At 69.7% G+C, this 13,131-nt stretch carries 14 protein-coding genes; 7 read left to right on the forward strand and 7 right to left on the reverse strand.

Features of this window, described 5'->3' with window-relative positions:
* Positions 1-24: 24 nt before the first annotated feature.
* The gene (mshC, locus tag F8178_RS16065; protein WP_317495633.1) at positions 25-1,275 is read left to right on the forward strand and encodes a cysteine--1-D-myo-inosityl 2-amino-2-deoxy-alpha-D-glucopyranoside ligase; all 1,251 of its coding nucleotides are present in this window, start codon (positions 25-27) and stop codon (positions 1,273-1,275) included.
* A 163-nt stretch (positions 1,276-1,438) separates the two neighbouring features.
* Here the strand turns inward: mshC and F8178_RS16070 are convergent, their stop codons facing one another.
* Together F8178_RS16070 and F8178_RS16075 are read right to left on the reverse strand one after the other, a co-directional pair.
* Positions 1,439-2,662, reverse strand: a complete 1,224-nt coding sequence (locus F8178_RS16070; protein ID WP_317495634.1) for a cytochrome P450 — start codon at positions 2,660-2,662, stop codon at positions 1,439-1,441.
* A complete protein-coding gene (locus tag F8178_RS16075) occupies positions 2,659-3,882 on the reverse strand; it encodes a hypothetical protein (RefSeq protein WP_317495635.1) in 1,224 nt (407 codons plus the stop codon). The genes F8178_RS16070 and F8178_RS16075 overlap by 4 nt, the downstream gene beginning before the upstream one ends.
* A gap of 190 nt (positions 3,883-4,072) precedes the next feature.
* On the opposite strand from F8178_RS16075, the gene F8178_RS16080 reads away from it, so the two are divergent.
* Positions 4,073-4,702: a helix-turn-helix domain-containing protein gene (locus F8178_RS16080; RefSeq protein ID WP_317495636.1), complete on the forward strand. Its 630-nt coding sequence runs from the start codon at positions 4,073-4,075 to the stop codon at positions 4,700-4,702.
* Between the two features lie 27 nt (positions 4,703-4,729).
* On the opposite strand, the gene F8178_RS16085 is transcribed toward F8178_RS16080, so the two are convergent.
* The gene (locus F8178_RS16085) at positions 4,730-5,554 is read right to left on the reverse strand and encodes a PAC2 family protein (RefSeq protein ID WP_317495734.1); all 825 of its coding nucleotides are present in this window, start codon (positions 5,552-5,554) and stop codon (positions 4,730-4,732) included.
* A 145-nt stretch (positions 5,555-5,699) separates the two neighbouring features.
* On the opposite strand from F8178_RS16085, the gene F8178_RS16090 reads away from it, so the two are divergent.
* From F8178_RS16090 to hisG, 3 genes are all read left to right on the forward strand, one after another.
* Positions 5,700-6,380 (forward strand): HAD family phosphatase, encoded by a 681-nt coding sequence (locus tag F8178_RS16090; protein WP_317495637.1) that lies wholly within the window; start codon positions 5,700-5,702, stop codon positions 6,378-6,380.
* Between the two features lie 79 nt (positions 6,381-6,459).
* Positions 6,460-6,723 (forward strand): phosphoribosyl-ATP diphosphatase, encoded by a 264-nt coding sequence (locus F8178_RS16095; protein WP_317495638.1) that lies wholly within the window; start codon positions 6,460-6,462, stop codon positions 6,721-6,723.
* Between the two features lie 68 nt (positions 6,724-6,791).
* Positions 6,792-7,646 carry an ATP phosphoribosyltransferase gene (gene hisG, locus F8178_RS16100; RefSeq protein ID WP_317495639.1) on the forward strand — a complete coding sequence of 285 codons (855 nt, stop codon included), beginning with the start codon at positions 6,792-6,794 and terminating at the stop codon, positions 7,644-7,646.
* Between the two features lie 16 nt (positions 7,647-7,662).
* On the opposite strand, the gene F8178_RS16105 is transcribed toward hisG, so the two are convergent.
* Both F8178_RS16105 and F8178_RS16110 read right to left on the reverse strand, forming a co-directional pair.
* Positions 7,663-8,604 (reverse strand): ParA family protein, encoded by a 942-nt coding sequence (locus F8178_RS16105; RefSeq protein WP_317495735.1) that lies wholly within the window; start codon positions 8,602-8,604, stop codon positions 7,663-7,665.
* Positions 8,605-8,631: 27 nt separating this feature from the next.
* The gene (locus F8178_RS16110) at positions 8,632-9,528 is read right to left on the reverse strand and encodes a RecB family exonuclease (protein WP_317495640.1); all 897 of its coding nucleotides are present in this window, start codon (positions 9,526-9,528) and stop codon (positions 8,632-8,634) included.
* Positions 9,529-9,665: 137 nt separating this feature from the next.
* Between F8178_RS16110 and F8178_RS16115 the strand changes: the two genes are divergently transcribed.
* Together F8178_RS16115 and F8178_RS16120 are read left to right on the forward strand one after the other, a co-directional pair.
* Positions 9,666-10,808 (forward strand): site-2 protease family protein, encoded by a 1,143-nt coding sequence (locus F8178_RS16115; protein WP_317495641.1) that lies wholly within the window; start codon positions 9,666-9,668, stop codon positions 10,806-10,808.
* Between the two features lie 112 nt (positions 10,809-10,920).
* On the forward strand, positions 10,921-11,745 hold the full coding sequence (locus F8178_RS16120; RefSeq protein ID WP_317495642.1) for a tRNA (adenine-N1)-methyltransferase: 825 nt from the start codon (positions 10,921-10,923) through the stop codon (positions 11,743-11,745).
* 33 nt (positions 11,746-11,778) lie between these two features.
* Here the strand turns inward: F8178_RS16120 and F8178_RS16125 are convergent, their stop codons facing one another.
* Positions 11,779-12,270, reverse strand: coding sequence for a hypothetical protein (locus tag F8178_RS16125; protein WP_317495643.1), 492 nt, complete (start codon positions 12,268-12,270; stop codon positions 11,779-11,781).
* 67 nt (positions 12,271-12,337) lie between these two features.
* Positions 12,338-13,093: a hypothetical protein gene (locus F8178_RS16130; RefSeq protein ID WP_317495644.1), complete on the reverse strand. Its 756-nt coding sequence runs from the start codon at positions 13,091-13,093 to the stop codon at positions 12,338-12,340.
* Positions 13,094-13,131: the final 38 nt, after the last annotated feature.

Consider the following 13,131-nt stretch of genomic DNA (forward strand, 5'->3'; position numbering starts at 1 on the left):
CGCAGGCCGCATACCCTGGTAGTCATGGAGTCTTGGTCGCCGATCGCGGTTCCCCGGCTACCGGGGACCCCCCGTCAGTTGCGCCTGTACGACACCGCGACACAGTCGCTGCAGCCGGTGGCGCCCGGCCGCGCCGCGCGCATGTACGTCTGTGGCATCACCCCGTACGACGCGACCCACCTGGGCCACGCCGCGACCTACCTGGCGTTCGACCTGGTGTACCGGTTCTGGCTGGATGCCGGTCACGAGGTGCACTACGTGCAGAACGTCACCGACATCGATGATCCGCTGCTGGAGCGTGCCGAGCGTGACCAGGACGACTGGGTGGTGCTCGCCATGCGCGAGACGGCGCTGTTCCGCGAGGACATGGAGTTCCTCAGGGTGCTGCCGCCCACCGAGTTCGTCGGTGCCGTCGAGACCATCCCCGAGATCGTCGAGTTCGTGCGCAAGCTGCTGGCCAGCGGCGCCGCCTACCGGGCGGACGACCCCGAGTACCCCGATGTGTACTTCGCGCACGACGCCACCGGACGGTTCGGCTACGAGTCGAACTACGACACCGAGACGATGAACGCGCTGTTCGCCGAACGGGGCGGGGACCCCGAACGGCCGGGCAAGCGACACCCGCTGGACGCCCTGCTGTGGCGCATGGCGCGGCCAGGCGAGCCGTCCTGGGAGTCCGAGCTCGGCGAGGGCAGGCCCGGCTGGCACGTGGAGTGCAGCGCGATCGCGCTGAACCGCCTCGGCATCGGGTTCGACATCCAGGGTGGGGGATCGGACCTGGCCTTCCCGCACCACGAGTTCAGCGCCGCCCACGCCGAGGCGCTGTCAGGCGACGAGCCGTTCGCCCGGCTGTACGTGCACGCCGGGATGATCGGGCTGAACGGGCAGAAGATGTCCAAGTCGAAGGGGAACCTGGAGTTCGTCTCGCGGCTGCGGGCCGATGGGGTCGATCCGGCAGCGCTGCGGCTGGCGCTGCTTGCTGGACACTACCGCAGCGACCGGCAGTGGACGGCTGACCTGCTCGGCGAAGCCGAGCAGCGGCTGGCGAGCTGGCGGGAAGCCGCTGCGCTGCCCTCCGGGCCACCGGCCCGCGAGCTGGTGGACCAAGTGCGTGACCACCTCGCCGACGACCTCGACACGCCAGGCGCGCTCGCGGCGGTCGACGCCTGGATGGACCAGGCACGGACGACCGGCGGAACCGATGCCGACGCCCCCGGCCTGCTTGCCGATACCGTCGACGCGCTGCTCGGCATACCCCTGCATCGTGTCGGGTGACCAGGAATGGCGTGTTCGGCGTTCCGTACCGGTGTGTTGGGCGTTCAGGTACCCACCACGCAGGGGAGTGGTATCGGCGCGGTCTACACGGTGTGCCGGGGTGCCCAAGACGGCATGTCTGCACGCCAGACATGGTGTGCCCGCATGCCAGACACAGTGTGGCTCATGGCTTCAGGCCGGTGGCTGGGAGGCTGCGCCAACCGCGGATGAAGGACGAGTACAGGCGCTCGCCCGCTGCGGTGTCCACACCGATCTCCGGCTGCCGTGCCAGTAGCTCCTCGAAGGCGACCCGCGCCTGGAGCTGCGCCAGGTGCGAGCCGATGCAGAAGTGCGGCCCGCTGGCGAAACCGAGGTGCCTGCGGAAGCCGCGGGTGATGTCGAGCGTCTCCGCGGTGTCGCCGAACTCGCGCTCGTCGCGGTTGGCCGCGCCGTAGAGCAGCATCACCTTCGCCCCCTCCGGGATGGCCACGCCGCGCAGCGTCACCGGCCGGGTGGTGGTGCGGGCCAGGCCCTGCACCGAGCCTTCCAGGCGCAGGAACTCCAGCAGCGCGCCCGGGATCAGCGAGGGGTCGGCCGCGAGCCGCTCGCGCTGGGCGTGATCCTCATCCAGCAGCATCGCCCCGTGCGAGATGAGGTTGCCCGTGGTGTCGTTGCCGCCTGCAACCATGACGAAGCAGAACCCGAGGATGTCCCAGTCGCTGAGCCGCTCGCCGTCGATCTCCGCGGCGATCAGCGCGCTGAGCAGGTTGTCCGCCGGTTCAGCCCGATACCGGGCGATGGCGTGGCTGAAGTAGTCGTACATCTCTGCGACGGTCTCGGTGCCGTTCAACCCTCCGCCCCCCTCGTCGTTCAGCGCGAACCCGTCGTGCTGGATCCGCACCAGCGCTTCCACCCAGGTGTCGAACCGTTGCCTGTCGGCTTCGGGCACGCCAAGCAGGGTGGCCAGCACATAGGTCGGCAGCGGCGAGGAGAACTCGCGGTGCAGGTCCACTGGTTCATCGTCGGCGGCACGCCGCTCCATGTCCGCGATCCGCTCCCGCACGAACGCGCGGATGTCGTTCTCCAGCCTGCGCACCCGCCGTGGGCTGAAGCCCTGCCCGATGAGGCGGCGCAGCTGGGTGTGCCGGGGCGGATCCAGCATCACCATGGTCGGCGCCAGGCCGAGCTTGGAGATCTCGTCCGGCCAGAATGTCAGGCCGGCGGCCGAGGAGAACGTTTCGGTGTCGCGCACCGCCTGCCACACGTCCTCGAAGCGGGACAGCGCCCAGAACTCCGGCTCACCCCGGTGATGGTGCACCGGGTCGTGATCGCGCAGCTCGCGGTACCCCGGGTACGGGTCGTCGAGGAAGGCGGGATCGAACGGGTCGTAACGGATCGCTGTGGTCATCGCTGCTCCTGTTCGGCAAAGCACGCATCGGCGCCGCCCGACTCGAAGGTCTCGGTCGAGCAGTAGGCGGCTTCGGGGAAGTAGTCACCCATCACCTCGGCCGGGTCGGTGCCCTCGTCGACGTTGCCGGGGTGCCGGTCGAAGTCGGGGTGGGGGAGCATGAACCGGTAGAACACCATGGTTTCGGCGAACGGGCCGCGCGGCAGCCAGTTGACGTCATCCATGTGCGCTGCGGGCTTGTGCTCCGGATCGGAGACCACGAAGGTGGCCTCGGCCGCGGTGTCCCACGCATCGGGCGTGACCGCACGCCGTGGCGCGATGGGAGTGAGCGCTGCCTCCTCGTCGTCGACGCAGTCGAGCGAGTAGAAGCCGCCCTCCTGGGGTGATCCCGACGTGCAGGCGTTCCACAGCCGCACCTGCTTGCGCGCGGTGGCGTGCTCGCCCCCGGCCAGGTCGGTGAAGCTGGGGGAGCGGGCGCGGAAGGTGATCACCTCCCCGTGCGAGCGGTGGGTGAGCAGCACGACGTAGGAGACATCGGTATTGCCGTAGGTGGTACCCTCCCGCTGCGGTAACCGCTCGAACAGCTCCTCCGGCAGCACCTGGCTCAGCGCGGCCTCGAGCACCTGCCCGTTGTGAATGACCTCGAAGCGCGGTGGGTAGGTCACGCGATTGGTCGGCGGGGGGACCCCGGCGAGCGCGGTGGGCCTGCCGGAACCGGCGACGAGCTCGTTGACCGGCTGCTGGGCACCGGTCGGCGGGAAGGGCGGGCAGGAATCGAACGACAGCTCGACCTCCCCGCCCGGCAGTTCGAGAGCGACCTCGGGCTGCGGCACCCCGCCCTGCGGATCCGAGCGGTCGTGGGGAAGGAAGACCCGGTAAACGAGGTAGCCGCCCGGGTTGGGATGTCCTTCGAGGGTCTCGCCCGCGTAGAGGGTGTTCGGTTCCGGCTCGTCCGGTTCGGGACCGAAATCGACGTAGAGCGTGTAGTCGTGGTCGCCCTGGCGGCGGCTGGTGAACGGGTTCACGCTGCCCTCGTCGGGCAGGATGCGGCTGTCGTTCAAGCCATGCAAGGCTGTGACGGACTCGTCGTGCACGACGAAGGAGAAGTACCTGGCCTGCGCATACTCTCCGCGGATGACCAGCCGACCCTCGGGGACTGACTGGTAGCGCAGGAACCAGTACCCGGTGTCGGGGTGGGGCGCCATGACGTTCGGGGTCATCCCGGTCTGCGCGATCGGCCACCCGCACACCGGTGCGGGTACCGACCGCGGCTCCGCCTCGGCTGCTCGCTGTGCGGCGAGGTGGCCTCCCGTGACGAGAACGCACGCCAGCGCAATCGCGAGCGTGCGTCGCAGCCGTGATCCACTTACCGAATTAATGACTGCCATTAATCAGGAGTATCATGCACCTGTGGCCAGAGACGCAACCGAGACTCGGGACAGACTGATCCGCGCAGGCGAACGGCTGTTCGCCGCACGCGGCGTGGACGGCGCGTTGACCAGGGATATCGTCGCCGAAGCCGGGCAGTCCAACGGCTCGGCGGTGCACTACCACTTCGGGTCGCGCGCCGGGTTGCTGCGCGCGATCTCAGCCAAGCATGTCCGGCGGATGGAAGCCGAACGCGCCGAACACCTTCGCTCGCTCGACCATGACGGCCAGCCCGGGCAGCTCCATCCGGTGGTGCACGGGATCCTGGCCCCGACGGCGGCCGCGCTGCACACCGCCGACGGCAGGGATTTCCTGCGCATCATCGCCCAGCTGGCGGGCTACGCCGGGATCCGGGCGACCGATCCCCCCGACCCCCTTCCCGGCACCCGGCTGCAACGCCAGCTGGAACTCCTGGTGGACTGCTGCGCCACCCGGATGCCGGAGCCGCTCGCCCGTGAACGTGTCGCCACCGTCGTCGCGATGCTCGCCAGCACCCTGGCCGACCGGGCGCGCCAGCTCGAGGAGGGCGTGCCGTTGCTGCTCGAGCACGCGGCGTTCGTGAACAACCTCACCGGGATGATCGTGGGAGCCCTGGAGGCTCCGCTGCCCTGAGTCTCTCGCGGCCCCGGACAGCCGGCCTCAGCCGCCGTCCTGCCCGGGGCCGGGCCGGCGCCTGCGCAGGTAGCGCTGGAAGTCGGCCGCGAGCTGCTCGCCGCTGGTCTCCTCCAGCGCGCTCTGCTCGTCCCCTCGTTCCTCTAGCGAGCGCACGTACTCCCGCACCTCGTCGTCGTCCTCGGCCAGCTCGGTGACGGTGCGTTGCCACTCCTCGGCCTGCTCCGGCAGGGTTCCCATCGGAATCTCGACGTTGATGACGTCCTCCAGAGCACGCAGCAGGGCGAGCGTGGCCTTCGGGCACGGTGGGTGTGACACGTAGTGCGGTACCGCGGCCCACAGGGACACGGCGGGGATCCCCGCTCGCACGCTGGCGTCGTGGAAGACCCCGGTGATGCCGGTCGGCCCCTGGTACTTGCTGCGCTCCAAACCCAAACGCTGCACCGCGGCCCCGTCGTGCGCGCATCCGGTAACCGGAATGGGCCGGGTATGCGGTGTGTCAGCCAGCAGCGCCCCGAGCGTCACCACGGTACCGATGCCGAGCCGGTTCGCCTGATCGAGCAGCTCGGCACAGAAAGCCCGCCACCGGAAGTTCGGCTCCGGCCCCTTGACGAACACCACGTCCCTGTCCACCCCTTCGGGGCGGCACCGAGACAGCGTCGTGGTCGGCCACTCCAACGTCCGGCTGACCCCATCGACGATGTTGATGGTGGGACGTGTCACTTGAAAGTCGTAGTAGTCGTCCGGGGTGACCTCGCCCGCCGACGTGGCGTTCCAGGACAGCTGGAGGTGCTCGACGGCGGTGCTGGCAGCATCACCGGCGTCGTTCCATCCCTCGAACGCCACGATCATGATGGGCGAGGTGGTCGCGTCGCTGTCGAACCGTGCCGGCTCGCTCCGCTTTCGTTCGGTCACTTCTCCAGCCTAAGACCCATCGCTTCACCGGGGAGCCCGTAGGCTGGTCGGCATGTCTGAAAGCCGGTCAACGAGGTACCGTGTGGCGCCGCCCGCCGCCGTGCTGTGGGACATGGACGGGACGCTGGTCGACTCGGAGAAGCTCTGGGACCGGGTGCTGCACGAGAGCGCCGAGCGGCTGGGCGGACGCCTGTCGCCTGCCACCAGGGAGCGCATGGTGGGGTGCAACGCAGCGGTGACCGTGGATCTACTCCTCGCCGAGGTTGGTATCCCGGCGACCGGCCAGGCTCGGGCCGACGCGGACGCCTGGCTGACCGGCCGGATGACCGAACTGTTCCGCGAGTCGCTGCCGTGGTGCGAAGGCGCCGCCGAGGCGCTGCACCTCGTGCGTGCCGCGGGCATCCCCACCGCCCTTGTGACGTCGACCGTCAGGGAGCTGACCGAGCACGCGCTCGACCGTATCGGGCGCCACTTCTTCGACGTCACGGTCTGTGGTGACGAGGTTGGTGGCCGGAACAAACCGGATCCCGAGCCGTACCGCCGGGCGGCTGAACTCCTCGGCGTCGACCCTGTGCGCTGCGTAGCGGTCGAGGATTCACCCATAGGTGCGACTTCGGCGGAGGCGGCTGGGTGCACTGTGCTGGTCGTTCCCAGCGAACTGCCGGTGGCTCCCGGCCCGCGCCGAGTTCCGCTGGGTTCGCTGTCGGCGTTCGACCTGGATCGGTTGTCGGCCTCCGGTAACGGACATCCTGGCGCGCTATGACCGGCGTGCCCGTGTGACCCCGGCATCAGGTGCGCGGGCCGGATCGGCACACGCCACTACGGAGTGCGAGGATCGGCACGTGAAGACGTTCGACGAGCTGTTCGCCGAGCTGTCCCGCAAGGCAGCCGAGCGTGATCCCGGGTCCGGCACCGTCGCCGCGCTGGACGCTGGGATCCACGCGCAGGGAAAGAAACTGCTCGAGGAGGCTGGCGAGGTCTGGCTCGCGGCCGAGCACGAGTCGGACGAGGAACTCGCCGAGGAGATCTCACAGCTGCTGTACCGGGTCCAGGTGGTGATGCTCGGCAGGGGATTGACGCTCGAGGACGTGTACCGGCACCTGTGACCGGGACGCGCGACGGACAGCCGCGCTGGATTGCCGGGCGGTGACTGTAACGATGAAGGGTGGAGGCCATGCTTCGTGTGGCGATGCCGAATAAGGGCACGCTGGCGGGACCGGCATCGGAGATGCTGGCCGAGGCGGGATACCGGCAGCGCCATGAGACGCGCGACCTCATCCTGATCGATCCGGTCAACGAGGTCGAGTTCTTCTTCCTCCGACCCAAGGACATCCCCATCTACGTCGGTTCGGGGGAGCTCGATCTCGGTATCACCGGGCGTGATCTCGCGCTGGATTCGGGCGCTCCCATCGAGGAGCGGTTGTGCCTCGGCTTCGGCACCTCGACCTTCCGCTACGCCGCTCCCGCTGACCGCGAGTGGACCATCGGGGACCTGGCTGGTAAGCGGATCGCGACCTCCTACCCGAGATTGGTGGCCGATGACCTCGCCGGGCACGGCGTCGACGCCGAGGTGATCCGGTTGGACGGCGCCGTGGAGATCTCGATCCAGCTCGGTGTGGCCGACGCCATCGGCGACGTGGTCGGTTCTGGCCGCACGCTGCGGCAGAACAACCTGGTCGCGTTCGGCGACCCGATCTGCACCTCGGAGGCAGTTCTCATCCAACGCGCGGCCAGCACCGGCGCTGACAACGAGAAATGGAAGGCGCAACTGACCGCGCGGATCCAGGGAGTCGTGTTCGCACAGCAGTACATGATGCTCGACTACGACTGTCCGCGCTCGCTGCTGGACGAGGCGGCAGCGCTGACCCCGGGCCTGGAATCGCCGACGGTGGCACCGCTGGCCGAAGAAGGGTGGGTCGCGGTGCGCGCGATGGTGGCGCGCAAGGAGGTCAACCGCACCATGGACGCGTTGGCCGAACTCGGCGCCAAAGCGGTGCTCGCCTCCGACATCCGGTCCTGCCGGCTGTAGGGCTGGCGCAGCCGGCTCAGCGCGACTTCCGTTTCGGCATCAGGTCGTACAACCCGCGCCTGGCTCCCGAATCCTTGCGGCTGCGGGCACCCGAGATGTCGCTGATGAAGTCCTCGAACACGAACTCGTCGCCGTTCTGCGGCTCGGGGGGAACCGCCTGCGGTGTCGCGTACCGCCGCCGGTGTCCCTCGATGATCTGCGCGATCTGGTGAAAGGCGCCGGACTGCACGCAGTGGGGGGCGAAGGTGGTCACCGGGATGCCGCGCTGCGCCGACTCGTTGATCACCACGCCCATGGGGATGTGCGGCAGCACCGGGATCCCCATGCCGTGCAACTCCCGCATGGCCGCGTCGGCATAGGTCGACATCGGCCGCCGGTACAACCCGGGCACCAGCCCGAAGTAGGTGATCGGATCCCGACCGATCAGTTGCTCGAGGTAGCTGACCTGCTCGCGCAGCAGCCGCAACGCCCGGATGCTCGTACGGTCCGGCTGCACCGGTACCAAGACGCCGTGGGTTGCGGCGAGCGCGTTGTTGGTGAGCAGGTCGAGCGCGGGAGGACAGTCGATGATGACGTGCTCGTAGTTGGCGAACTGGATGACCCTCGCCAGTTGCCACCCGGGCACCCGGAACTGGTCCAGCCTGCGTACCAGGTCGAACATACCTGGAGCGGTGGGGACCACGTCCAGGCAGCCGCCGGGCCGAACATTGCACCGTGGGTGCCGGACCGCCAGCTCCTCGATCGAGCCTTTCCACATCTTGCTCAGCGCCATCGGCAGGCTGGGCTGCCCTGGCGGGGTCTCGGGCAGGCCGAGGAACTCGGTGGTGGCGTGCCCCTGCGGATCGAGGTCGATCAGCAGGACGCGCTGCCCTTGCTCGGCGAGTGCGGCGGCGGCACCCACGCTCAGGGCGGTCTTACCGACGCCGCCCTTCTGATTGATCACTGAGGTGATCTGCATGGCCACTGTTGTCGCTCCCGTATCCGCTCAATCCGCCCGATCCAGCATCGATTCGACCGCGCCGCCCGAGGTGGGCCATCCAGGGTACGGCGGTGGGGTGCCACCGTAGGCGGGGCAGATCGGCTTGTGGTCGCACCAGTCGCAGAGCTTGCTCGGGCTGGGCCGGAAGTCGCCTGTCGTCCCCGCACGTTCGATCGCCTGCCAGATCGCGTCCAGCGTCCGCTCGAAACGCCGCAGCTCCGCCTCGTCCGGCGTATAGGCCAGGGACTGGCCGTCGGCAAGGTACAGCAGTTTGAGCTGCCGGGGCACCACTCCGCGCAACCGCCAGAGCACCACGGCATAGAACTTCATCTGGAACATGGCCTTGGCCTCGCCGATCTCTCGCGGCGCAGCGCCGGTCTTGTAGTCGACTACCCGCAGGTCACCCGCGGGCGCGACATCGAGGCGGTCCACGTAGCCACGCAACCGAACCCCCGATGTCAGCTCGGTCTCCAGGTACAGCTCGCAGGCCTCGGGGGCCAGTGTGCGCGGGTCCTCCAGCTGAAAGTAGGCGTCCAGCAGCGCGGCGGCCGAGTCGAGCCAGGCGGTCAGCCCAGCGCTGTCGGCCGTTCCCGCCACCTCGTCCCATTCCGGGTGCTCCTCGACGAGCTCTGCCCACGCTGGGGCGAGCAGTTCGCCCGCGGTCTCACGCTCCCGCTCGGCCGGTGGCAACGAGAACAGCCGCTCCAGGACCGTGTGGACCAGTGTGCCGCGTACCTGCGCCGCGCTCGGCGTCTCCGGGAGCTTGTCGATCGCGCGGAACCGGTACAGCAGCGGGCACTGCTTGAAGTCACTCGCACGGGAAGGGGACAGCGCCAGGGTATGGGTCGGCCCGGTATCGGTCGGGGTACCGGCCGGAGTGTCGGTCGGAGCGGTCTGGCTCATAGCGAGCACCCTATGTCACGAGACCGACATGGGGGTGGACCATCGCTCGCGCGCCGCGCCGCCGCGCCGCCGGGCCGTTACGCGGCGGACACGCCGTCAGACACTCGCTGTACACGCGACCGTTTAAGGTGCGTGTCGTGACTTCGAGCGGACAGGAGGGCGCACGGCGGCGCGCGGTGACGATCACCAGCGGCGGCCTGCTGCTGTGCAGGGTGCGAGGGGTACCCGTGTTGCTGGCTCCGTCATGGTGGCTCGGCGCGTTCGCGATCATGGTGCTGTACGCGCCGCTGGTGCGCGGGCTGTTGCCGGACGCCGGGTTGATGCAGTCATGGGCGATCGCGGCTGCCTTCGCGGCGTTGCTCGGTGCGTCGGTCCTCGCACACGAGCTGGGGCACACGCTGGTCGCACTGCGGATGGGGCTGCCTGTGCGGCGCGTCCGGCTCTTCCTGCTCGGCGGGCTGTCAGAGATCGCGCGAGTGCCGCGACGTCCCGGCCAGGAAGGCGTGATCGCGGTCGCGGGCCCGGTGGTCTCGCTCGCGCTCGCCGTCGCCTTCGCCGCGGTATGGGTGGTGATGCCTGCTGGGGGCGCGGGGTGGCTGCTGATCGCGCAGTGCGCGGTGGCCAACGCGGTCGTCGGGGTGTTCAACCTGCTTCCGGGGCTGCCGCTGGACGGCGGCAGGATCCTCCGAGCGGGTGTGTGGTCGTTGACGGGCACGCGGCTGCACGGCACGTGGGCAGCGGCCATCGGCGGCGGGCTCGTCGCGGGTGCGCTGTTCGTATGGGCGTTGCACGGCCTGGCCGTCGGCAGCGACGACCGGTGGTTGCGGCTGGTGCTGTGTGTGCTCGTCGGGTGGTTCGTGCTCGCGGGAGCGCGCGGCGAGCTGGCGGCCGAGCAGCGCAGGAACCTGCCCGCCGGGGTGGATATACGCCGGATCATGCAGCCGGTGCTGCAGCTGCCCGCTGAGAGCCCGGTTGCCGATGCGCTGGCCGCCGGAGTGGGACGGGCAGTGGTGCTGGTCCGCGCCGATGGGATCGCGGCAGGCCTGCTCGACGTCGCCGCGGCCAAGGAGTTGGCGGCACATTCCCCGTCGGCGCCTGCGGCGCGGGCCGCGGAAGCGGTACGGCCTGACACGATCCTGCTGGCATCCGAGCCGGATGAGGAGATCGCGAGCCGGGTGCTGGAGACCGCGGCCTGGCAGTTCCTGGTCATCGGCGATGACGGGAAACCGGCAGCCGTGTTGCGCAGGAAGGACGTGCAGGCGGCGCTCGGCGGCGACTGATGCCGGGAACCGGCCGTGGGTGACCTCGCGGTGTCTGGGAGTATCGAACGCTGCCGAACGCAGTGCGGCGCAGCGTCGCGGAGACGGAACACGACGGTACGGAGGAGTGCGGGTGTCAGTGCGAGGGCCGTTCCGGGCCGGTGACAGGGTGCAGCTGACCGACCCGAAGGGGCGGCGCTACACTATTGTGCTGGCCGAAGGGGGTGAGTACCACACCCACCGGGGGCAGCTGGCACACGACGACCTCATCGGCAGTTCGGAGGGGTCGGTGGTGACCTCGGCCGGGGGCACCTCCTACCTCGCGATGCGACCGGTGCTCGCCGACTACGTGCGGAGTATGCCGCGTGGCGCGCAGGTCATCTACCCGAAAGACGCCGCCCAAATCCTCATGTGGGGTGACATCTTCCCCGGAGCCAGGGTGGTCGAGGCCGGCGCGGGTTCGGGCGCGTTGACCTGCTCGCTGCTGCGTGCCGTCGGTGGCGAAGGCACCGTGACCTCCTATGAAGTGCGCGCCGATCACGCCGAGCACGCCAGGAAGAACGTCGAACGTTTCTTCGGCGGGGCGCCGCCGAACTGGGAACTGCACACCGATGACCTCTCCTCGCACAGCGATGAGGTCGACCGCGCCGTGCTCGACATGGTCTCGCCATGGGATGTGTTACCGACGGTGGCCGGTAACCTCGTCGCCGGCGGCGTACTGACGGTGTACGTCGCCACGGTCACCCAGCTTTCCCGGGTCGCCGAGGCGCTACGGGAACAGCAGTGCTGGACCGAGCCGGAGGCCTGGGAAGCGATCGAACGACCGTGGCACGTCGTCGGCCTCGCGGTGCGGCCGGAGCATCGTATGCAGGGACACACGGCGTTCCTGGTGACAGCCCGTAGGCTGGCCGACGGGGTCACGCCGCCCAAGGTGCATCGCCGTCCGAGCCGGGGATGACCGGAAGCAGCCCCGGCAGTGGTTGGCAGACCCCTATCGCGCGCCGAGCACGCACCAGCGACCGCCCCTGTTGACCAGGATCAGCTCGATCTCCTCGGCTGCCGGGGCGGTGGCGCCGGGTTCGGGACCCTGCCCGGGATCGACCTCGACCCGGACTCGGACGCCGGCCCGGCCGGCGGTCACGCTCAGCACCGGGTCACCGACCAGCGTGAACCGGGCGTTGGGCGCGATCTCGGCGACCTCCTCGGCGCGCGCGGTGCTCGGATCGCACAGCACGCGCCGGAACCGCGCCACATCCCTGGCGTTGGCGGCGGCGATCACCTCCTCGGCGACGCGTCGGATCTCGCCTGCCTCGCCTTCGGGATCGGCGCCGGTCGTGACCGTGCGATGCTCGGCGTGCCGCTGCCCGCTGGCGGTGTTCCTCCCCGCGAGCAGCAGCACGAGCAGCACCCCGATTCCCGCGGTCAGCACGACCGCGATGCCTGCTACGAACCCTGCGATCACACCGTGACGCACCGATCTCATCGCCGGGACCTCGCGAACCTGTCCGACCACTCCGAATGCCGCACGCCTACCGGGACGTCTCCACTGGTCACTCGATGCACCACCGGCCGCCCCGCTGCTGCACGGGTATCTCGTCGTTCTCGGTGAACGGCTCACCCGTGTCCGGGTGCGTGCCGGTGACCTCGAACGGGACACGTGCCGAGTTCCCCTCGATCACCGGCTCACCGGTGATGCGGAACGTCTCGTCGTTCAGCTCGTCGAGGTCCTCCTGGGTGGGCGCGTCGGGATCGCAGGACACCGACTGGGCGAGCTCGGCATCACGCTCGTTGAGGGCGGCCACGGCCGTCTCGGCGACCTGGCGAACCTCGGCCTGGTCGGTGCCCGGGTCGGCGGCGCCGTCGCCGTCCGGGTCGTGGATGTCCGGCTCGGGGGGTAGGTCGTCACCGGGATCCGCGCCGGTGCCGTCCGGGTCCGCTGTCTCCTCGGTGTCAGCGGCCTGGCCCGTGGGATCGTCCTCTCCGGTGCCGTCGGAGCCGGTGAACAGCAGGATCAACGCCACGATCCCGCCTACGAGAAGCAGCGCGGCCGCGATCACGACGCCGATGACCACACCCTTGCGCCTGCCGGGCGGCTCGCCTCCAGGTGGTCCACCTTCGTACGGTCCGGGATAACCCGGGTAGCCCCCGTAGCCCGCGGTGGCCTCGCCCGGTGGCGGGCCACCGTAGGGCCCGAACCCGCCCGGCTGGGTGTACTGCCGGGTGCCCTCCGGGCCAGGACCGTCCGGCGGGCCGCCCTGTCCGTGTGGTGGGGGACCAGGGGGCGGCCCGTGGGGCGCCCCAGGCACCTGGTTCTGGTACGGGTGAGCACCCTCGTGGCCGCCGT

It is taken from the genome of Haloechinothrix sp. LS1_15 (genome assembly GCF_033042135.1).
Taxonomy (GTDB): domain Bacteria; phylum Actinomycetota; class Actinomycetes; order Mycobacteriales; family Pseudonocardiaceae; genus Haloechinothrix.